This window comes from Rhizobium quercicola (assembly GCF_021168455.1).
Classification (GTDB): Bacteria; Pseudomonadota; Alphaproteobacteria; order Rhizobiales; family Rhizobiaceae; genus Ferranicluibacter; species Ferranicluibacter quercicola.
In genome coordinates this window covers 88,898-109,088 of sequence record NZ_JAJOZR010000013.1, presented here as the reverse complement: position 1 = coordinate 109,088, position 20,191 = coordinate 88,898, and the positions used below count along the sequence as shown (strand labels likewise).

Here is a 20,191-nt window from a genome sequence, read left to right as displayed (position 1 = left end):
TAGTGCGATCGTCCTCCCAACAGCAACGACAATCTGGAGGAGACAGCATGTACGAGATCGGCCATTTCATCGGCGGCAAGACGGCTGCCGGCACGAGCGGACGCACGAGCAACATCTTCAACCCGGCAACCGGCGAGATCCAGGGCAAGGTGGCGCTGGCCAGCGACGCCGAACTGGCGGCAGCCGTCGAGAACGCCAAGGCGGCCCAGCCGAAATGGGCGGCCACCAACCCGCAGCGCCGCGCCCGCGTCTTCATGAAGTTCGTCCAGCTACTGAACGACAACATGGACAGCCTGGCCGAGACGCTTTCACGCGAGCACGGCAAGACCATCGATGACGCCAAGGGCGATATCGTCCGCGGCCTCGAGGTCTGCGAGTTCGTCATCGGCATCCCGCATCTGTCGAAAAGCGAGTTCACCGAAGGTGCCGGCCCGAACATCGATATGTATTCGATCCGCCAGCCGGTCGGCATCGGTGCGGGCATCACGCCGTTCAACTTCCCGGGCATGATCCCGATGTGGATGTTCGCCCCGGCGATCGCCTGCGGCAATGCCTTCATCCTGAAGCCGTCGGAGCGCGATCCCTCCGTGCCGATCCGCCTGGCCGAACTGATGATCGAGGCCGGCCTGCCGGCCGGCATCCTCAACGTCGTCAACGGCGACAAGGGCGCGGTCGATGCGATCCTGACGCATCCCGACATCTCCGCCGTCTCCTTCGTCGGCTCCACGCCGATCGCCCGCTACGTCTATGGCACGGCGGCGATGAACGGCAAGCGCGCCCAGTGCTTCGGCGGCGCCAAGAACCACATGATCATCATGCCGGATGCCGATCTCGACCAGGCGGCCAACGCCCTTATGGGCGCCGGCTACGGCTCGGCCGGCGAGCGCTGCATGGCGATCTCCGTTGCCGTTCCCGTCGGCGAGGAAACCGCCAACCGGCTGATCGAGAAGCTGACGCCCATGGTCGAGAGCTTGCGCATCGGCCCCTATACCGACGACAAGGCCGACCTCGGCCCGGTCGTGACCCGGGAAGCGCGCGACCGAATTCTCGGCCTCATCGACAAGGGCGTGGAAGCCGGCGCCGATCTCGTGGTCGATGGCCGCGGCTTCAAGCTGCAGGGCTACGAGGACGGCTATTTCGTCGGCGGCTGCCTGTTCGACAATGTCACGCCGGACATGGACATCTACAAGACCGAAATCTTCGGCCCCGTCCTCTCGGTCGTCCGCGCCAAGACCTACGAGGAAGCGCTCGATCTGCCGATGAAGCACGAATACGGCAACGGCGTCGCGATCTACACCCGCGACGGCGATGCGGCCCGCGACTTCGCCTCGCGCATCAATATCGGCATGGTCGGCGTCAACGTGCCGATCCCCGTTCCGCTCGCCTACCACTCCTTTGGCGGCTGGAAGTCCTCGTCCTTCGGCGACCTCAACCAGCACGGCACGGATTCGATCAAGTTCTGGACCCGCACCAAGACGATCACCAGCCGCTGGCCTTCCGGCATCAAGGACGGCGCCGAATTCGTCATGCCGACGATGAAGTAACACCGGTCTTTGCGACTGTCGTGGAAAGGGCCGTCGCAAGGGGCCCTTTTTTCATGAGCATCTTTCTCGACAATTCGTCTTTTTGGAATTGTTCCAAACTGGCAGGCGTTCTATATGTGGGCGAGACAGGGAGTGGCGATCTGGGATTCGCCTGCGTCCGAGCATCGGAGTGAAGAATGCGCCTGACCAAGCAGACCAATTACGCCGTTCGCATGCTGATGTATTGTGCCGCAAACGAGGGCCATCTGAGCCGCATTCCGGAAATCGCCAGGGCCTATGGCGTGTCCGAACTGTTCCTGTTCAAGATTCTTCAGCCGTTGAACAAGGCCGGCCTCGTGGAAACCGTGCGCGGCCGCAATGGCGGCGTGCGCCTGCCCAAGCCCGCCTCGCAGATCACGCTGTTCGATGTCGTCAAGGTGACGGAAGACAGCTTCTCGATGGCCGAATGCTTCGATGCCGGCGAAGTGGATTGCCCGCTGGTCGACAGCTGTGGCCTGAACACCGCCCTGCGCAAGGCGCTGAACGCCTTCTTCGACGTGCTCTCCCAGTATTCGATCGACGATCTGGTCAAGGCGCGCCCGCAGATCAACTTCCTGCTCGGCCTCGACCCGCTTCCCTACGTCGCTCCGGCAGCGCAGCCCCAAACGGCGGCTTGAAAGACGGCCTTCCCGGTCGATATGCTTGAATGAGGAACGACGCGTCTCCCGCAGACGCGTCGTTTCCGTTTCAGGATTTCACCAGATATTCCTGCAGCAGGAATTCGATGGCGGTGGGATCGAGTTCGGCCTTGTCGAGCCGGAAATCGACGCCGTATTCCTGGAAGGATTGGAAATAGGCGTCGTCCAGCGAGCCGGAGATCACGCCGACCGGGCCGATGAAGCCCTTCTGGCGGATCTGCGGCACCGTCTCGCGGAAATCGCCATGCGGCGGCAGCCGGTTATCGACCAGCACCATGGACACCGGCGTGCCTAGATCCATGAGGTAGAGTGCGGACTCGATCGTCTCGCAGTAATGCAGCTGGATGGCAAAGGCCTGAACCTTGCTCATCAAGCGCCGGAGGATCACATGCTCGGCGGGTTCGTCGTCGATCAGGAGAACGTGGACAGGTGTGGGCATCGGTATGAATGTTCCATTATCTTTAAATATTTAAAATAATCGCAGTTTTATGTCGTTCGGGCGTTCGATCGACGCCCAATACGGTCATTGGATAATTTGTTCCCGAATGGCTTTGGCAACCATTTGCGTCCGATTGACGACATCGAGTTTCTTCAGGATCGTCGCCGTGTGCGAGTTGATCGTGTGTTCGGAAACCGAGACGATGAGGGCAATTTCGCTCGCCGTCTTTCCATGTGAAATCCACCGGAGAATTTCCGTTTCGCGCGCCGTCAGCCCCATTCCGGCCCGTGTCGCCAGCACGAAGCGGTAGAAATAGTCGAATGCCGTGATCGAGTTGTAGCAGAGCTCGACATGGCGGGTACGATCGATGTCGTCGTTATCCCCGAAATACAACACGACGTAGCGTGTACCTACGATGCTGTGGACGGGAACGCAGGCGACGAGATCGAAGCCGATCTGCGCGAGAAAATCCGTCCCGGCATTCGCGCTCGCCGCGTCGTCCAGGGAGGCCGACCAGACGGAGGGCACGGTGGAGGCGTGGAGGCTCTTGAGCAGAAGGCACTCGGAAAGTCGGTAGCGCCGGTCGTACTCTTCCGTCAGCCCGGGCGGAAGGTCGTGCAGCACCAGCCGGTTGGTCAGAAGGGCGGGCTCCGCCTCCTGGCCGAGCTGCAACACGCCGAAGTGATCGAACCCGGCACCGAGCGCCAGCATGTGGAAGATCCGGAAGAAATCGACGCGGTTCAACGCCTTCTCGAGATCCTTCTGGAAGTCGTAGCGTCTGCAACTGTCCAGCAACGCGTCCACGTCGATGAGGCCCTCCCTGCTCCGGAATACGAGCTTAGCGGGCATTCTGCGCTTGGCAACTCCCCTAAAAAAGGTAGTTCCTGTGCAAAATCGGAAACGCAATGCGCTTTCGCGGCAAGAGGCTCCCGGCCGGTAGGGCGCTCTCCGTCGGAGCGGAAACCGGTGACGGCCGGCCGGACAGCCGTTCCGAAGCGTGAGAGATCCGAAAGCCCGTGCCGCAAAGCCCGCGCAGAACAGACGCGGAAATCCGGAATGACATAGCGTAGATGTCTTATATCTTGGATAAATTTTCCAACTGGACAAAAGAATGGAGCTGGTTATTGCATTGCCGCGGCAAATGTCGTTCCTTTCCGGTCTGACCGGTTGCGGCTGCGATCCGGATCATTTGCGAATAAGAATGTTTCAAGAGAACACAAGAAAACTGGGAAAAACGGTGATGAAAAAGCTCTCTACTCTTCTCGCGGCGACGGCTGTCGCGACGCTGATGGCCGGCAGTGCCTGGTCGAAGACGCTGGTTTATTGCTCCGAGGGCTCGCCCGAAGGTTTCGACTCCGCGCTCTACACGGCCGGCACCACGTTCGATGCCTCCTCGCGCACGGTCTACAACCGCCTCGTCGAGTTCAAGAAAGGCAGCACGGAAATCGAGCCGGGTCTGGCCGAGAGCTGGGACATGTCGGCTGACGGCACCGAATATACCTTCAAGCTGCGTCCCGGCGTCAAGTTCCAGACCACCGACTTCTTCACGCCGACCCGCGAGCTGAATGCCGACGACGTCATCTTCTCGTTCGAGCGCCAGTACAAGACCGACAATCCCTGGAACAAGTATGTCGCCGGCGGGACCTACGAATACTTCAGCGGCATGGGCTTTCCCGAGCTGATCAAGTCCATCGAGAAGGTCGACGACCTCACCGTCAAGTTCGTTCTCAACAAGTCGGAAGCCCCTTTCCTCGCCAATCTCGGCATGGACTTCGCCTCCATCTATTCCAAGGAATATGCCGACAAGCTGCAGGCCGATGGCAAGATGGAGCTGATGAACCAGCAGCCGCTCGGCACCGGGCCTTACACCTTTGTCGCCTATCAGGCCGACGCGGCCATCCGCTACAAGGCCAACCCCGACTACTGGGGCGGCAAGCAGAAGATCGACGACCTCGTCTTCGCCATCACGACGGATGCCGCCGTGCGCGCGCAGAAGCTGAAGGCCGGCGAATGCCACATCATGCCGTATCCGAACGCCGCGGACGTGGCCGAACTGCAGAAGGATGAGACCCTCACGGTCCTCAAGGAAGAAGGCCTGAACGTCTCCTACCTCGCCTACAACACGCTGGTTGCACCCTTCGACAAGCCGGAAGTGCGCAAGGCGCTCAACATGGCCGTCAACAAGCAGGCTATCGTCGACGCCGTCTTCCAGGGCGCCGCGACCGTTGCCAAGAACCCGATCCCGCCGACGATGTGGTCCTATAACGACGCCGTCGAGGACGACAAGTACGATCCGGAAGCGGCCAAGAAGATGCTGGGAGACGCCGGCGTCTCCAACCTCAAGATGAAGATCTGGGCCATGCCCGTGTCGCGTCCCTACATGCTGAACGCCCGCCGTGCGGCCGAGCTCATGCAGGCCGATCTGGCCAAGATCGGCGTCGAGGTCGAAATCGTGTCCTACGAATGGGCCGAATACCTGAAGCTCTCCTCCGACAAGGCCCGCGACGGCGCGGTCATCCTCGGCTGGACCGGCGACAACGGCGACCCGGACAACTTCCTCGACACGCTGCTCGGCTGCACCGCGGTCGGCGGCAACAATCGTGCGCAGTGGTGCAACAAGGAGTTCGACGATCTCGTCAAGAAGGCCAAGCTGACGCCGGACCAGGCAGAGCGCACCAAGCTCTACCAGCAGGCCCAGCTCGTCTTCAAGAAGGAAGCCCCCTGGAACACGATCGACCATTCCCTGGTCTTCATGCCGATGAGCAAGAAGGTCTCGGGCTTCGTTCAGGATCCGCTTGGCATCCACCGCTTCGACGGCGTTGATATCGCCGAGTAATATCGCCACACCAGCCGCATCCGCGGTGTCTCCGGCGGTCCGATTGTTTTCGGGCCGCCGGTTTTGCAATCTTACGGAACGCTCATGCTGCGCTTCATTCTCGGGCGGCTCGCCGTCCTCGTCCCCACCTTCGTCGGGGTGTCCATCATCGCCTTCTCCTTCATCCGCCTGCTTCCCGGCGATCCCGTCATGCTGCTCTCCGGAGAGCGCGTCATGGCGCCGGAGCGGCATGCGCAGATCATGGCGGAGCTCGGGCTCGACCGGCCGATGTACGTCCAGTATTTCGACTATCTGTTCGGCCTGCTGCAGGGTGATTTCGGACGTTCCATCATCTCGAAGCGACCTGTCATCGATGACTTCATGACGCTGTTTCCGGCGACCATGGAGCTGGCGATCTGTGCCATCATCCTCGCGGTCTGTCTTGGGATCCCGGCAGGCGTGGTGGCGGCGGTCAAGCGCGGCACCTGGCTCGACCAGACCATCATGGGCACGGCGCTCGTCGGCTACTCCATGCCGATCTTCTGGTGGGGCCTGCTGCTGATCATCTTCTTCTCGGGAACGCTCGGCTGGACGCCCGTCTCGGGCCGTATCTCGTTTCTCTATTTCTTCCCGCCCGTCACCGGCTTCATGCTGATCGACAGTCTCCTGTCCGGCCAGAAGGGCGCGTTCGGCTCCGCCGTCAGCCACATGATCCTGCCGACGATCGTGCTCGCCACCATTCCGCTCGCCGTCATCGCCCGCCAGACGCGGTCGGCCATGCTCGAAGTTCTCTCCGAGGACTACGTCCGCACCGCCCGCTCCAAGGGCATGTCGCCCTTCCGCATCATCGGCGTCCACGCGCTGCGCAATGCCATGATCCCGGTCATCACCACCATCGGTCTGCAGATCGGCGTGCTGCTCGGCGGCGCGATCCTGACCGAAAGCATCTTCTCCTGGCCGGGCATCGGCAAGTGGATGGTCGATAGCGTGTTCAAGCGCGACTACGCCGTCGTGCAGGGTGGCCTCATGATGATCACGCTCGTGATCATGTTCGTCAATCTGATCGTCGACCTTCTCTACGGTTGGGCGAATCCCCGCATCCGGCGATAGGAGACGCGACCGATGTCATCCGTCGAAACCAAATCCGTATCCCCCTCAGCGGCCACCGCCGCCCCGTCGGCGCCGCCCTCCGGCTTTGCCGAATTCTGGTTCTACTTTTCCAGCAATCGCGGCGCCGTGCTGGGTCTCGGCATCTTCGTGATCATTCTTCTGATGGCGATCTTCGCGCCGCTGCTGACCACGCATGATCCGATCATCCAGAACCGCGACGTTCTCCTGCTGCCGCCGGTCTTTGCCGAAGGCGGTCGCGCCGAATATCTTCTCGGCACCGATCCGGTCGGCCGGGATATCCTGACGCGTCTGATGTACGGCGCGCGCTTTTCGCTGTTCGTCGGCCTCATCGTCGTCACCCTGTCGGTGGTCGTCGGCGTGCTCGTCGGCCTCGTCGCCGGTTTTTTCCGTGGCAAGGTCGACACCATCATCATGCGGCTGATGGATATCATCCTCGCCTTTCCGTCGTTGCTGCTCGCGCTCGTTCTCGTCGCCGTGCTCGGCCCCGGTCTGGTCAACGCCATGATCGCCATCGCGCTCGTCAACCTGCCGCATTTCGTGCGCCTGACCCGCGCCTCCGTCATGACGGAGCGCAACAAGGACTATGTGATCGGCAGCCAGGTCGCCGGCGCCGGCACGCTGCGCATCATGTTCGTCACCATCCTGCCGAACTGTCTGGCGCCGCTGATCGTGCAGGCGACGCTCGCCTTCTCCGCCGCCATTCTGGATGCCGCCGCTCTCGGCTTCCTCGGCATGGGCGCCCAGCCGCCGACACCGGAATGGGGCACGATGCTCGCCGAAGCGCGCGAATTCATCCAGCGCGCCTGGTGGGTCGTGACCTTTCCCGGCCTTGCCATTCTCATCACCGTGCTCGCCATCAACCTGATGGGTGACGGCCTGCGCGATGCGCTCGATCCCAAACTGAAGAGGTCCTGATGCCGCTTCTCGATATCCAGAACCTCACCGTCGAGTTCCAGACCTCCACCGGCACCTTCCGTGCGGTGGATGGCGTCTCGCTCACCTGCGACACCGGCGAAATCCTGTCGATCGTCGGCGAAAGCGGCTCCGGCAAGTCGGTTTCCATGCTCGCCGTCATGGGTCTTCTGCCCTGGACCGCGAAGATCACCGCCGACCGCATGGCCTTCAACGGCCAGGACCTCTTGAAGCTCTCGCCGCGCAACCGGCGCAAGATCATCGGCAAGGACATGGCGATGATCTTCCAAGAACCGATGTCGAGCCTCAATCCGTGCTTCACGGTCGGCTTCCAGCTGGGCGAAAGCCTGCGCATCCACATGGGTCTCGACCGCGCGGCGCGGCGCGCGCGCTCGATCGAACTCCTGCAGCTGGTCGGCATTCCCTCGCCGGAAGACCGCCTGTCGAACTTCCCGCACCAGATGTCGGGCGGCATGAGCCAGCGCGTCATGATCGCCATGGCGCTCTCCTGCAATCCGAAGCTCCTGATTGCCGACGAGCCGACCACGGCACTCGACGTGACCATCCAGGCCCAGATCCTCGACCTGCTCGTTCGCCTGCAGAGGGAAAACGGCATGGCGCTGGTGCTGATCACCCACGACATGGGCGTGGTCGCGGAAACGGCCGAGCGCGTGCAGGTGCAGTATGCCGGCCAGAAGGTCGAGGAGCAGCCGGTCAAGGCGCTCTTCCGCGATCCGCATCACCCCTACACCGCGGCTCTTCTGGCCTCGCTGCCCGAACGCGCGCAGATCGGCGAGCGGCTTCCGTCCATTCTCGGCGTCGTGCCGGGGCAGCACGATCGCCCGCAGGGCTGTCTGTTCTCGCCGCGCTGCGCCTTCGCCACGGATCTCTGTTCGCGCTCCGTCGTCGGCCAGGGCCCGGAGCTCGGCCGCGCGCTGTGCAACTATCCGCTGATCCAAGGCATTCCGCAGAACCACCCGACGATGTCCGTCGAACTGGCAGGGGAGGGCACCCGATGAGCGAGACCGTGACGGCACAGAGGCCGGTCCTCGAAGGCCACGACCTCCAGCGCTTCTATTCCGTTTCCCGCGGCATGTTCAAACCGGCGGCGACCGTGCGGGCCTTGAACGGCGTGTCCTTCTCGCTGCATTCCGGCCGCACGCTGGCGGTGGTCGGCGAAAGCGGCTGCGGCAAGTCCACGCTCGCCCGGCTCGTCACCATGATCGAGGATCCGAGCGGCGGCGAACTGCTGATCGACGGCAAGCCGGCCCGCGTCGGCGATGCTTCGCTGCGCAGCCTCGTGCAGATCGTCTTCCAGAATCCCTATGGCTCGCTCAATTCCCGCCAGAAGGTCGGCTCCCTGCTGGAAGAGCCGCTGAAGATCAACACCGCCGACGACGCCGCAACGCGCCGCGCGAAGGTGGAGGAGATGATGCGCAAGGTCGGCCTGCGGCCCGAGCATTACGATCGCTACCCGCATATGTTCTCCGGCGGCCAGCGCCAGCGCATCGCCATCGCGCGCGCGCTGATGCTGCGGCCGAAGGTGCTGGTGCTGGACGAGCCGGTGTCGGCGCTCGATCTGTCGATCCAGGCGCAGGTGCTGAACCTGTTGATGGACCTGCAGAAGGAGATGGGTCTTGCCTATCTCTTCATCTCCCACGGCCTCTCCGTCGTGCGCCACATCGCCGACGACATCATGGTCATGTATCTCGGTCGCCCAGTGGAAACGGGAACGGCCGAGAGCGTGTTCACCAACCCGCAGCACCCCTATACCGCGGCCCTCCTGTCGGCCACCCCGGTCGCCAATCCGGAAGGCCAGCGACAGCGCATCCAGTTGCAGGGCGAGCTGCCGTCGCCGCTGAAGCCGCCGAGCGGCTGTCCGTTCAACCCGCGCTGCTGGCGCGCGACGGATCTCTGCCGCGAAAAAATGCCCGCGCTCGATGGCCCGGTGGACCATCGTTTCGCCTGCTACCACCCGCTCGATGACGCGCCGCCCTCCGCACCGGCCGCGTGACGCGCATTTCGCGCGTCGGCCGACAGCCGGATGACGGCAAGAGATCGGCATATCTCCAGGCGTCCGGCCCTGGAGATTGCTGATGCGCCGCCTGCTCTGTCTTGTGCTTCCTCTTCTGCCCCTCGCACTTCCCGCAGGGACGGCGCTTGCCGGCGGCCCGAGGGCGGAGTGCACGCGCGAGCCGCAGGCGCACTGGATGAGCCGCGAGGCGATCTCGCGCAAGGCCGTGGCCGCGGGCTATCCCGATGTCCGTCATGTCGAGGTCAACGGCTCCTGCTACGAAATCGAAGCCCTGACGGCGCGCCGCCTGCAGGCCGATGTTGTCATGGACCCGATGACCGGTGATGTCGTCGCGGCCTCCATGGGCAACGACCCGCAACGATGATGCGGCAGGCGCTGTCGTCGGCTGCAAAAGCTGATACGGTCCGCCTGTGTTCCGCTTCGCCTTTCCAACCTGTGAGACATGATGCATGCGGCTGCTGCTGGTTGAAGACAGTCCCCGGCTCGCCGAGCTACTGGGCGAAACCGTCCGCGAGGCCGGCTGGCGGCTCGATGTCGTGACGACGATCGCCGACGCCACGGTGACGCTGACCTTGCGCGAGCACGACCTCATCCTCCTCGATCTCGGCCTGCCCGACGGTAACGGGATCGAGCTGCTGCGCCAGATCCGCAAGACCTACAGGGACCTGCCGGTCCTCGTCATCACCGCGCGCGGCTCGATCGAGGAGCGGATCGAGGGGCTGGATGCGGGGGCGGACGATTATCTCGTCAAGCCGTTCCACCACCGCGAGTTTCTCGCGCGCTGCCGCGCCATGCTGCGGCGCAGCCCGACATCGCTGCAGCCGGTGCTCGAATGCGGCCACCTGCGCTATGACCCCGCCATGGCGGAGCTTTCCTGCAGCGGCACCATCGTCGCGCTGCCGCCGCGCGAGCGGGCTCTGGCCGAATTGCTGATGCGCGATGCCGGCCGGGTGGTACAGAAGCGCAAGCTTGAGCTGGCGCTGTCGGAATTCGGCGAGGAGATGACCGCCAACGCGCTGGAGCTTGCCGTGTCGCGGCTGCGCAAGAAACTGTTGCCGTTCGATGCCGGCGCCGATCTCGTCACCGTGCGTGGCGTCGGCTACATGCTGCAGGCCGCACCATGAATCCGGTGCGGGATCGCTCGCTGATTGGCATCGTCTCGCTGCGCATCGTGACCTTCACGGTGCTCGCCATGATGCTGGAGTTCGGCATCGTGCTCGCCGAATACTGGTCCAACGATGCGGATCTGGGTGGCTTCCTGATCGGTCAGGAGGCGGAGACGCTGGCCGAAGGCATCGTCGTCGCCAAGGACCGCATCTCCTTCCAGATGCCGGCGGCCTCGGCCGAACGCTATACGATGCGCGAGAATGAGACCGACGGTGACATCTTCGTCCGGGTCCGCACCTCCACCGGCGAAGTCCTCTTCTCCAACTGCGAGGCGCTCTGCCAGCGCCATTTCCTGCCGATCGAGATCAATCCGCCGACCTTCTGGCAGCGCGAGATCGCGCCGGGCAAGCCGCTCAGCGTCGCCGGCGGGCGCTCGTTCCGCTTCGGCACGCAGGAGGTGTTCGTGGAGCTTGCGGTCCTGCGCGATCCCCACGGCTTTGTCACCAGCGTGCTGCTGCACGAGCTGCGCGACCATCTGATCATCCCCATGCCGCTGATGTTCGGCCTCGTCGCCGGTGCCACCATTCTCTCCGTCCGGCGCGCTCTGAAGCCTGTGGTCGAAGCCGGCAAGGCGGCGGACCGCATCGATCCCCGCGCCGCCTTCAGCCCGCTCTCCACCGAAGGCATGCCGCGGGAGATCGCCAATTTCGCCAATGCGGTCAATCGTCTGCTGGTGCGGGTGGCGGATCTCATCCAGGCGCAGAAGATCTTCTCCACCTCCATAGCCCACGAAATCCGCACGCCCGTCGCCGTCGTGCGCATGGAGCTGGAGCGGATCGACGATCCGCGGGCGCGCAAGGCCGAGAAGGACCTCGAGGCGCTGACCCATATGCTGGAGCAGCTGACCTCGCTTGCCAAGCTCGATGTGGTCGATGCCGCCTCGTTCAAGCCGGTCTCGCTGGCGGGGCTGGCGAGCGATGTCGTCGCCCAGCTCGCGCCCTTCGTCTTCAACAGCGGCCGCACGCTCGAATTCGTGGAGGAGGGCGGCGGCGAGATCCGCGCCGTGCCGGCGCTGGTCGAAAACACCATCAGCAATCTTGTCGAGAACGCGGTCAAGCATACGCCGAAGGGAACGCGCATCTCGGTACGGACCGCGCAAACGGGCCTTCTGGAAGTGGCCGACGACGGCCCCGGCTTCGGCCGGTCCCCGAGCCACATCCTCGACGGCGGCCGGATCAAGAGTTCGGATGCGCTCGGCGTCGGCCTCAAGATCGTGGAGCGCATCGCCGAGCTGCACGATGCCGCGCTGACGGTGGACTCGCGGCCCGGGGAGGGGACGCGCGTGCGGCTCGAATTTCCCGCCGGACGGTTTTCCTGAAGCCCGTTCTCCTGTAAGCCCCGGGGCGTCTGCGCTTCGGCGTCAACGCATTCGAGCAAGAGGAATTTCACGATGGACATCACACGCTTCGAGACCGGCCCGCGCATGAGCCAGGCCGTCGTTCACAACGGCACCGTCTATCTCGCCGGCCAGGTCGGCAATGCCGGCGACGACGTCGCGACCCAGACGAGCCAGGCGCTGGCCTCGGTCGATCGCCTGCTGGAACAGGCCGGCACCGACAAGACCCGCATCCTCAACGCCACCATCTGGCTGGCCGACATGGCCGACTTCCCCAAGATGAACGCCGTCTGGGACAAATGGGCACCGCAGGGCAACACCCCGGCTCGCGCCACCGGCGAAGCCAAGCTCGCGACCCCGGAATACCTCGTCGAAGTCATCGTCATTGCCGCGCTCTAGACTTCGTCAGGGATAACGTGGAATGCGGTTATCCCGAAGAGACAAACGATGACAACGGGATCGAGAGTCTGGCTGGTTCGGAATGCACCGGACACGCCCTGAAAAAGACGCACCGGGCGACAATCGTCGCCCGGTCGCCATCGCGGCAAGCCCTTAGGTCGTCAAAAAAGGTACCGTCAGTTCCCGATCCGCGCGACGCCGCTCTCGCCATTGTCGCGCACCCACTTCACCTTGTCGGCGCCGGTCGCGGTCAGGTCGAAGCACATCTTCGCACCCTTGTACCAGGTGTTGAACTGCTGGCAGAGCTTGTCGTCGGCGATCCACCATTTGCCGGTGTCGCTCGGCTGGATCAGCTTGCCGATCCCGAGCGCCTTTCCATCCCCGTCGACCACACCCGACGTGCGATAGTTCAGCGGAAACTCGCCACCCATCGGGGCTTCGAGATAGATCGTGTGTCCGATGATCTTCTCGCGGATCTCGGCCTCGGTCATGCCGGCAGCGAATGCCGCCGTTCCGAAGCTGAAGGAGAGTGACATGGAGAGAAGCAGTCTGTGCATGGCGCGGGCTCTCGGTTCTTCGTTCGCGGAGACGTACGGCCCCAAAAATGCCCCGGATCACAAGCCTCGCGAAAGCTTGGGAACAATTCGCCGAATCGCGCCGTTGTTAGGCCAGAATTAACGTTTCCAGACATCGAAGGACGCTCCCATGCTTTACTGGCTGCCCAGGCTCGGCCTGATTCTGCTCGTCTGCGCCGCACTCGCCGTCGGCGTCGTCTCCGCTACATCCGACGACGTGGCGAACACGCTGCTCGTCGTTCTCCTCGGTCTCGGCCTCTTCTCCCTGACCCTGCGCATCTTTCCGCCGGAAAAATACTGAGCGACTCAGCGGCTCAAGACCTGTAGAAAAACACCATTTTTGGTGGAAAATGACGGGCGATCATGGCGTTACGGGAACTTTTCTTCCGCGCCCGAATTGACTGACATCCCGCCTAGCCGCTCAATGCAACGCATATGTTGCAAGACGGCGGATCGCCGGGGCGAGGCAAGATACCGCGGCAGCTTTCGGCCCGCGCTCGTTGCGAGTGGAGGTCCATCATGAATGCTGCCATACCGGAGCGAGCCCTGTTCAAGGCACGGAAGAAAGCGCAGATCGAAAACCCACCCCCATCCGAGGCGACCGCGCTCGTCGATCCGAAGACCGGCCTCGATCTCGTCGTCGCCTGGAGCATCGTCGGCACCTTCGTCATTCTGATGTCCGGCGTGATCTACACGCTCGAATCGATCCTCATGCCCGTCACGCTGGCAATCGTGGTCGGCATGGTGCTGGGTGTGGCGGCCGACCGGCTGTCGCGCTTCGGTCTGCCGCCGATGCTCGGCGGCTTGTTCTTCGGCGTCGTGTTCGTGGTGCTCGTCTTCTTCCTCGTCAACGCCCTGATCGAGCCGATCTCGACGCTGACCGCCAAGGCGCCAGCCATGCTGGAAGATGCGGTGCAGCGTTTCCTACCATTCTTTGAGCGGTTCGAATGGGTGAAGCGCGCCATCAACGGGGCGAACGAAAAGGCGATCTCGGACATGGTCATGGCCAATGCCGGCGCCATGCTGGGGCTGGTCGCCACGGGCCTTACCCCTGCCTTCGTCCAGACGCTGATCTTTCTGGCGGCGCTCGGCCTGTTTCTGATCGGCCGCACGCATCTGCGCAAGACGATCATCCTCGCCTTCGCCACGCATGAGCGCCGTCTCACGGCCATTCGCGTGATGAACGCCACGGAAAGCGCTGTCGGCTTCTACTTCTCCACCGCCAGCCTCATCTATATCTCGCTCGGCACCATCACCGCCCTGATCGCCTTTGCCGGCGGACTGTCCGGCGCCGTTCTCTGGGGCCTCTTCGCTTTCGTGTCGAGCTTCATTCCCTATCTCGGCGTGACCGCCATGACGATCGCGCTCACCTGCGCCGGCCTGATGACGCATGACAGCATGATCATGGCGCTGCTGCCAGCCGCCTGTTTCTTCCTGCTGCATCTGGTCATGGAAAATCTGGTGACGCCGGCGATCCTCGGGCATCGCCTGGAGATCAACCCGTTCCTGATCTTCATCGCCATCATCTTCTGGACATGGATGTGGGGTGCCGTCGGCGCGATGCTGGCCATGCCGCTCGCGCTCATCGGCCTCACCATCTTCAACGAGGTCCGCACCCGGCCGCCGGAACGGCAGCTGCCGGGCTGAAAACCCGCTCAGGCCTCGCCGGCGTGGGCGTTCTCATCGAAGAACAGCGCCTGGCTGATCAGCGCCTTGACCATGTCGGGGTTGAACGGCTTCGTGACGAGGAAGGCGGGCTCGGGCTTTTCGCCCGTCAGCAGGCGCTCCGGAAACGCCGTGATGAAAATCACGGGCACGGTCGTCGTCGCAAGAATTTCGTTCACCGCATCGATACCCGAACTGCCATCCGCCAGCTGGATGTCGGCCAGAACCATCTTCGGCGATGTCCGCTTGAACAGCTCGACCGCTTCGCTGTGCGTGCGGGCAATGCCCGCCACGCCGTGACCGAGGCTGCGCACCATATCCTCGATGTCCATGGCGATCAGCGGCTCGTCCTCGATGATGAGGATGTCGGTCACGACCTGCCGGGCGATGTCCGCCGACGCCTGCTGGATCAGCCCGGCGACCGCATCCGGCGTGACGTCGAGAATTTCCGCCGTCTCATCGGTGGTGAAGCCCTCGACGGAAACGAGCAGGAATGCCTTGCGCGCATCGGGCGAGATCCGCGCCAGATTGGCGGCAGCCTTCTTTTCCCATGCATAAGGCGAGTTCACCGCGTCCTCATCGATCTTGATGGTGATCGTCTCGAACAGCGAGCAGTAGAGCTTGAAGACGCTGACCCGGTCGCTCGACGCTTTGGGAAACAGGTCGATATTGGCGATCAGCGCTTCCAGCACGGCCGCCACATAGGCGTCGCCCGATGTCTGCGAGCCCGTAATGGCGCGGGAGAAGCGGCGGACATAGGGAAGGTGAGCGGCGATCCGCATGGAAAGTGACATGAAAGACGTCCTTCGATATATTGGCGCCGAAACCGGACAGTGTTTGATCGTTCGACGAGTCGAAACAGGGACGTTTGACCATGTTTCCCGTCGTGTGGAAAGTTTGATCGGCAAGAATTACAAAGCATGAGGTCGACGTGATCATTTTGAGGATGCTGACGGGTCGCGCCGGGACGCGGGCGGCCGGATTTCGGACGAAACGGACCTGACATCATGGCAGAGAGGACAGATTCCAAGCCCCGCCCGGTTCTGCAAGGTGGAGAGACCATCGACCCGAACAGCCAGATCGTTTCCAAGCTGAGAGCGTTTTACGACGCCGTCGAGCAGGAGCCTCTTCCCGACGTGTTCCTCGATCTGCTGCAGCAACTCGATAGCGTCGAGAAGACACGCAAGGGCTGACGGACGATCACGAGATCGAGCACGAGCCGGACGGTGGACACAAAAAAACGGGCCGAGGCCCGTTTTTCCGTTTTCGTCGATGACCGATCAATCCGATCAGCACGATGCCGTGTAGCGACGGCCGTTCCGGTCGCGATAGATGCAGCGGCCCGGTTCGTTTGCCTGGCCGATGAGCGCGCCGGCAAGGCCGCCGACGCCTGCGCCGATCGCTGCGCCACGGACGTTGCCTGTGGCCACGCCGCCGATGATGGCGCCCGATGCGGCACCGATGCCGGCGCCGCGTTCCGTCTGGGTGCAGGCTGCAAGCGGCATGATCAGGGCGACGGCGAGAAGAGCTTTTTTCATAATGGTATCCTCCGGTTCAACGTAGTGTGGATGGCCCTCTGGGAAAGCCGGGTTTTTAAATGCGTCCCATAAGGACCAACACAAGAAGGATAACGACCACCAGGCCCAGTCCACCGGAAGGTCCGTAGCCCCAGCTGCGGCTGTGGCCCCACGTCGGCAATGCGCCGATGAGCAGGAGTACGAGGACGATCACGAGAATGGTGCCGAGCATTGGCGGTTCCTCTTTGGGTTCATTCGGAATGCGGAGCTACAACGCGCGTTCCTCGCTTTTGTTCCAGACGGTCATCGACACCGGGTCCAAGGCCGTCGTCCCGGTCTCGCGGAACAAAAGCCGCTCTGCCTGCGTTTTTGAGGCTGTGTGGATGAAGGGATAGTGTGGTGTGGCTGCTGACGGCGCGAGACCAGCGACGTTTCCAGTGTCACGGACGGGCCGGAACGATCGGCCCTGCGACACGAAGTCGGCCATGATGGCCGCCGGTACGCGTTTTAAGATGCGTTTCGCCCTTCACACGGTCTTCCAGCTTTCAACCCGGCGAGACGCGACATCCGACATGGTGTCCTCCGCGCTTCGCAACCCCGGCCCGTCATCCGACCTTCTCCCATCTTCTCACGTTCCAAGGAGCAATCCGATGCTGAAAACTCTTCTGGCAAGCACCGTTCTTGCTGCCGCGCTCGCCGGTACCGCACTGGCGCAACAGACGCCGGCAGCACCGGCAGCCACAGCCCCGGCAGCCACGGCCCCGGCGGCTGCCGCGGCCGGAGACGATATGCTCGCCTCCAACGTCATCGGCAAGACGGTCTATACCGGTGTCGATGAGGAAGGCGAGGCGATCGGCGAGGTCAAGGATGTCGTGATCAACGCGGCCGGCGCGACCGAAGCGCTCGTCGTCGGCGTCGGCGGCTTTCTCGGCATCGGCGAAAAGGACGTGGCCGTCAATTTCGACCGCGCCTCGTGGTCGGAGCGCGATGGATCCAAGATCCTCGTGGTGTCGATGACCAAGCAGGACTTGGAAGCCGCCCCGGCCTTTCAGCGCAAGGCCGTCATGGATGGGGCCGTGACCAAGGACACGGCCGCGGCCACGCCGCCCGCCGCCGACAGCGCGACCAAGCCGCTTGCGACGCCCGAAAATACAGAAGTGCCGATGGACGCGGCCGGCGCCGACCCGGCCGTTCCGCAGACGGGCACGACTCCGGAGATGACCGATCCCGATCTGGCGCCGGATGCCGCGACCACCGCGACGGTCGAGCCCACGGACGAGCTGAAGCCGGTCGATGCCGCCATGCTGTCGGCCGACAAGCTGATCGGCACGCCGGTGAAGGTGGCCGACGACACCAAGATCGGCGAGGTCGGCGACGTGATCCTGTCGAAGGACGGCAAGCTCGAGGCCTATATCATCGATGTCGGCGGCTTCCTCGGCATCGCGCAAAAGCCGGTGGCGATGAGCGCAGCCAATATTCAGGTAATGGCCGACGCCAAGGGCGCGATGACCATCTATTCGCCCTATACCAAGGAGCAGCTGGAAACCCAGCCCGCTTACGACGCTGCCGCATACAAAGCCGATCCCGGCAGCATCGTGCTCGCCAATCCGAAACCCTGATCCCGTTGCGCCGGGCGAACGATGGTTCGCCCGCCTGGCGCCGGACACGAAAAAAGGCGGCTCGTGAGAGCCGCCTTTTTCATATCTGCCGGGATAGGGTCAGTGCCGGTCGCGGCGATCCTCCGACGAATCCAGCGCTTCCAGCAATTGCTCGAACCGTCCATCCGTCGCCGGCATGTTGCCGTTGAAGTAGAGATCCTTGAGCGTCTGGCCGATGTGAAGGTTCTTTTCATTCGAACGCGACGCAGGCCGCGCCGAGGCCGCAACGGACTTCCAGATATGTGCGTTTGGTACGGTCATGTCGGTGTCTCGCCTCGATGGATTGTGAACTCAACGCCTCTTGCACGGTGAAGTTCCGCATATCCTGTGGCGGCGGCGTGTCAAAATGAACCAGCGCTCCGATTATGGTGAAGGAATACTTAAGGTCCGGTCCGCCTCGCGTGGCGCGCAAAGCTTTGGCGACTGCACATCATAACATCGTCTTTCCAGCAGCAAGGTTAGGGCGGCTTGCCGTCAGGGCCCACCGCCCGCAGCCACCATCTGTCCTGAAGCGCTTTGCAAGCATGAAAGGAACAAACGATGTCGTGATGCGTTAATCGGCATGTGTTCATCGGAGGAAGAAGTCATGCTTTACTACGCACTTGTTTTTCTCGTCGTTGCTATCATTGCAGGTGTTCTCGGGTTCGGCGGCATTGCCGGCGCGTCGGCCGGTATCGCGCAGATCCTGTTCTTCCTGTTTCTTGCTTTCCTCGTCATCTCGCTCGTTGCCGGCCTCATGCGCCGCCGCACCTGAGCATTGATGAAACGAGGTCATGGATAAACTTGAGGAGGGAGCGGTTTGCCGCTCCCTTTTTCGTTGTGCGGGGAGGGTCGCCGAACGGGGGATTCGCGATCAGACCTGTTGCAGAACCGCTGGAAAATGCTGACATAGGCACGAAGACGCGACGCACTGGGAACATGGAGTTGAGCAGATGAAGACGGATGTGGCGGTTCTGGGTGCGGGGATTGTCGGCCTGTCCACGGCGATCCATCTCGCGCGGCGCGGAAAGTCGGTTCTGCTCGTGGATCGCCGCGGGGCCGGGGAGGAGACCTCCTTCGGCAATGCCGGCCTCATCCAGCGCGAAGGCGTCGTGCCCTACGGCTTCCCCCATGATTTCGGCGCGCTGTTTCGCTACGCCCTCAACAACACGATCGACGCCCATTACCACCTCAAGGCCCTGCCGGGCCTCGTGCCATTTCTGGTGCGCTACTGGTGGAATTCCGGCTTAACCCAACACCAGCACATCGCAAGACTCTATGCCCCGCTGATCGAGAACTCGATCACCGAACATGACGATCTCATCAAGGCATCCGGTGCCGACAACCTCATCCAGCGCGATGGCTGGATGAAGGTCTTTCGCACGGATGCCGCGCGGGATGCTGCCTACAAGGAGGCCGAGCGTCTGTCGGCGGGCTTCGGCGTCAATCACCAGAAGCTGTCGCCGAGCGACGTCAAGACGCTGGAACCCTCGATTCGCATCGACCTTGCCGGCGGCCTGCGCTGGACCGATCCCTGGTCGATCCGCGATCCCCACAGCCTGAACAAGGCCTATCTCGCCTATTTCCAGTCCCTCGGGGGGCGCCTGGTTGCGGGCGATGCGGCAACGCTCGAGCATGTTCTGGAAGGCCCCGGCTGGCGCATCGCCTCGCCGGACGGCCCGATCGAGGCGGCAGAGGTCGTCGTGGCGCTGGGTCCCTGGGCGGACACCGTCACCCGCAAGCTCGGCTACCGCTTCCCGCTCGCGGTCAAGCGCGGCTACCACATGCATTACGGCACGCAGGCGGGCGAGCAGCTCAACAACTGGGTGCTCGACGCCGAGAAGGGCTATTTCCTCGCGCCGATGCTGCGCGGAATCCGGCTCACGACCGGCGCCGAGTTCGCGACCCGCGATGCGCCGAAGACGCCTGTGCAGCTCGCCCGCGCCGAGCGCGTCGCCCGCGACTTCTTCCCGCTTGCCGAGCGCCGGGACGAGGAGCCGTGGATGGGCGCGCGGCCTTGCACGCCGGATATGATGCCCATCATCGGCAAGGCGCCGCGGCACGAAGGTCTGTGGTTCGCTTTCGGCCATGCCCATCACGGCATGACCCTCGGCCCCGTCACCGGTCGCGCGCTGGCGGAAAAGATGACCGGAGAACGCACGACGGTGGTCGATCTCGGCCCCTATCGTCCGGAACGTTTCGTCGCCTGAGCCGCGACCGCCGGTTCGGCCTCTCATCAAACGAAGCTCGCGCTGCGGACAAGTTTGTTTGATGTCGGTCGCGGAACGATAGGCCTCGCCTGCCGTTTTCCCGTCGCAGCACACGACAGACCGTCGTGGCTG

Annotated in this window: 25 protein-coding genes; 17 read left to right on the top strand and 8 right to left on the bottom strand. The window is 63.2% G+C overall.

The window, feature by feature from the left end:
- Nucleotides 1–47: 47 nt before the first annotated feature.
- Entirely contained in the window at nt 48–1,544 is a 1,497-nt protein-coding gene (locus LRX75_RS19165) for a CoA-acylating methylmalonate-semialdehyde dehydrogenase (protein ID WP_231816253.1), read from the top strand.
- Nucleotides 1,545–1,720: 176 nt separating this feature from the next.
- Nucleotides 1,721–2,200, top strand: coding sequence for an iron-responsive transcriptional regulator RirA (rirA, locus tag LRX75_RS19160; protein ID WP_113149105.1), 480 nt, complete (start codon nt 1,721–1,723; stop codon nt 2,198–2,200).
- A gap of 70 nt (nt 2,201–2,270) precedes the next feature.
- Here rirA and LRX75_RS19155 read toward each other — a convergent pair whose 3' ends face one another.
- A complete protein-coding gene (locus tag LRX75_RS19155; RefSeq protein ID WP_113149104.1) occupies nt 2,271–2,660 on the bottom strand; it encodes a response regulator in 390 nt (129 codons plus the stop codon).
- 84 nt (nt 2,661–2,744) lie between these two features.
- On the bottom strand, nt 2,745–3,464 hold the full coding sequence (locus LRX75_RS19150; protein ID WP_231816252.1) for a helix-turn-helix domain-containing protein: 720 nt from the start codon (nt 3,462–3,464) through the stop codon (nt 2,745–2,747).
- A 436-nt stretch (nt 3,465–3,900) separates the two neighbouring features.
- On the opposite strand from LRX75_RS19150, the gene LRX75_RS19145 reads away from it, so the two are divergent.
- From LRX75_RS19145 to LRX75_RS19105, 9 genes are all read left to right on the top strand, one after another.
- Nucleotides 3,901–5,496 (top strand): ABC transporter substrate-binding protein, encoded by a 1,596-nt coding sequence (locus LRX75_RS19145; RefSeq protein ID WP_231816251.1) that lies wholly within the window; start codon nt 3,901–3,903, stop codon nt 5,494–5,496.
- Between the two features lie 84 nt (nt 5,497–5,580).
- Nucleotides 5,581–6,585, top strand: a complete 1,005-nt coding sequence (locus tag LRX75_RS19140) for an ABC transporter permease subunit (RefSeq protein WP_113149101.1) — start codon at nt 5,581–5,583, stop codon at nt 6,583–6,585.
- Nucleotides 6,586–6,597: 12 nt separating this feature from the next.
- The gene (locus tag LRX75_RS19135; RefSeq protein ID WP_231816250.1) at nt 6,598–7,521 is read left to right on the top strand and encodes an ABC transporter permease subunit; all 924 of its coding nucleotides are present in this window, start codon (nt 6,598–6,600) and stop codon (nt 7,519–7,521) included.
- On the top strand, nt 7,521–8,537 hold the full coding sequence (locus LRX75_RS19130; RefSeq protein ID WP_231816249.1) for an ABC transporter ATP-binding protein: 1,017 nt from the start codon (nt 7,521–7,523) through the stop codon (nt 8,535–8,537). Before LRX75_RS19135 ends, LRX75_RS19130 begins: the two co-directional genes overlap by 1 nt.
- Nucleotides 8,534–9,532 (top strand): dipeptide ABC transporter ATP-binding protein, encoded by a 999-nt coding sequence (locus LRX75_RS19125; RefSeq protein WP_231816248.1) that lies wholly within the window; start codon nt 8,534–8,536, stop codon nt 9,530–9,532. The genes LRX75_RS19130 and LRX75_RS19125 overlap by 4 nt, the downstream gene beginning before the upstream one ends.
- 82 nt (nt 9,533–9,614) lie before the next feature.
- Entirely contained in the window at nt 9,615–9,917 is a 303-nt protein-coding gene (locus tag LRX75_RS19120) for a PepSY domain-containing protein (protein ID WP_231816247.1), read from the top strand.
- A gap of 85 nt (nt 9,918–10,002) precedes the next feature.
- Nucleotides 10,003–10,677 (top strand): response regulator transcription factor, encoded by a 675-nt coding sequence (locus LRX75_RS19115; RefSeq protein WP_231816246.1) that lies wholly within the window; start codon nt 10,003–10,005, stop codon nt 10,675–10,677.
- The gene (locus LRX75_RS19110) at nt 10,674–12,038 is read left to right on the top strand and encodes a sensor histidine kinase (RefSeq protein ID WP_231816245.1); all 1,365 of its coding nucleotides are present in this window, start codon (nt 10,674–10,676) and stop codon (nt 12,036–12,038) included. The genes LRX75_RS19115 and LRX75_RS19110 overlap by 4 nt, the downstream gene beginning before the upstream one ends.
- A gap of 72 nt (nt 12,039–12,110) precedes the next feature.
- Entirely contained in the window at nt 12,111–12,455 is a 345-nt protein-coding gene (locus LRX75_RS19105) for a RidA family protein (RefSeq protein ID WP_092932278.1), read from the top strand.
- 176 nt (nt 12,456–12,631) lie between these two features.
- Here the strand turns inward: LRX75_RS19105 and LRX75_RS19100 are convergent, their stop codons facing one another.
- On the bottom strand, nt 12,632–13,012 hold the full coding sequence (locus LRX75_RS19100; protein ID WP_338110340.1) for a hypothetical protein: 381 nt from the start codon (nt 13,010–13,012) through the stop codon (nt 12,632–12,634).
- 148 nt (nt 13,013–13,160) lie between these two features.
- On the opposite strand from LRX75_RS19100, the gene LRX75_RS19095 reads away from it, so the two are divergent.
- Both LRX75_RS19095 and LRX75_RS19090 read left to right on the top strand, forming a co-directional pair.
- Nucleotides 13,161–13,331, top strand: coding sequence for a hypothetical protein (locus LRX75_RS19095; protein WP_092932282.1), 171 nt, complete (start codon nt 13,161–13,163; stop codon nt 13,329–13,331).
- 218 nt (nt 13,332–13,549) lie between these two features.
- Nucleotides 13,550–14,677: an AI-2E family transporter gene (locus LRX75_RS19090; protein ID WP_231816244.1), complete on the top strand. Its 1,128-nt coding sequence runs from the start codon at nt 13,550–13,552 to the stop codon at nt 14,675–14,677.
- Between the two features lie 8 nt (nt 14,678–14,685).
- Here LRX75_RS19090 and LRX75_RS19085 read toward each other — a convergent pair whose 3' ends face one another.
- A complete protein-coding gene (locus LRX75_RS19085; RefSeq protein WP_113149092.1) occupies nt 14,686–15,489 on the bottom strand; it encodes a response regulator in 804 nt (267 codons plus the stop codon).
- A gap of 213 nt (nt 15,490–15,702) precedes the next feature.
- On the opposite strand from LRX75_RS19085, the gene LRX75_RS19080 reads away from it, so the two are divergent.
- The gene (locus LRX75_RS19080; RefSeq protein ID WP_231816243.1) at nt 15,703–15,888 is read left to right on the top strand and encodes a NepR family anti-sigma factor; all 186 of its coding nucleotides are present in this window, start codon (nt 15,703–15,705) and stop codon (nt 15,886–15,888) included.
- Between the two features lie 96 nt (nt 15,889–15,984).
- Here LRX75_RS19080 and LRX75_RS19075 read toward each other — a convergent pair whose 3' ends face one another.
- From LRX75_RS19075 to LRX75_RS19065, 3 genes are read right to left on the bottom strand one after another with little or no spacing between them, the layout of a single operon-like run.
- The gene (locus tag LRX75_RS19075; RefSeq protein WP_092986760.1) at nt 15,985–16,233 is read right to left on the bottom strand and encodes a glycine zipper domain-containing protein; all 249 of its coding nucleotides are present in this window, start codon (nt 16,231–16,233) and stop codon (nt 15,985–15,987) included.
- A gap of 55 nt (nt 16,234–16,288) precedes the next feature.
- Nucleotides 16,289–16,444, bottom strand: coding sequence for a DUF3309 family protein (locus LRX75_RS19070; RefSeq protein ID WP_082477169.1), 156 nt, complete (start codon nt 16,442–16,444; stop codon nt 16,289–16,291).
- Nucleotides 16,445–16,480: 36 nt separating this feature from the next.
- Nucleotides 16,481–16,699 (bottom strand): hypothetical protein, encoded by a 219-nt coding sequence (locus LRX75_RS19065; RefSeq protein ID WP_231816242.1) that lies wholly within the window; start codon nt 16,697–16,699, stop codon nt 16,481–16,483.
- Nucleotides 16,700–16,862: 163 nt separating this feature from the next.
- Between LRX75_RS19065 and LRX75_RS19060 the strand changes: the two genes are divergently transcribed.
- Nucleotides 16,863–17,831 carry a PRC-barrel domain-containing protein gene (locus LRX75_RS19060; protein WP_231816241.1) on the top strand — a complete coding sequence of 323 codons (969 nt, stop codon included), beginning with the start codon at nt 16,863–16,865 and terminating at the stop codon, nt 17,829–17,831.
- Between the two features lie 99 nt (nt 17,832–17,930).
- Here the strand turns inward: LRX75_RS19060 and LRX75_RS19055 are convergent, their stop codons facing one another.
- On the bottom strand, nt 17,931–18,131 hold the full coding sequence (locus tag LRX75_RS19055; RefSeq protein ID WP_113149089.1) for a hypothetical protein: 201 nt from the start codon (nt 18,129–18,131) through the stop codon (nt 17,931–17,933).
- 325 nt (nt 18,132–18,456) lie between these two features.
- On the opposite strand from LRX75_RS19055, the gene LRX75_RS19050 reads away from it, so the two are divergent.
- Both LRX75_RS19050 and LRX75_RS19045 read left to right on the top strand, forming a co-directional pair.
- Nucleotides 18,457–18,624: a DUF1328 domain-containing protein gene (locus tag LRX75_RS19050; RefSeq protein WP_113149088.1), complete on the top strand. Its 168-nt coding sequence runs from the start codon at nt 18,457–18,459 to the stop codon at nt 18,622–18,624.
- Nucleotides 18,625–18,802: 178 nt separating this feature from the next.
- Complete coding sequence (locus LRX75_RS19045; RefSeq protein ID WP_231816240.1) at nt 18,803–20,059, top strand: NAD(P)/FAD-dependent oxidoreductase; 1,257 nt, start codon at nt 18,803–18,805, stop codon at nt 20,057–20,059.
- Nucleotides 20,060–20,191: the final 132 nt, after the last annotated feature.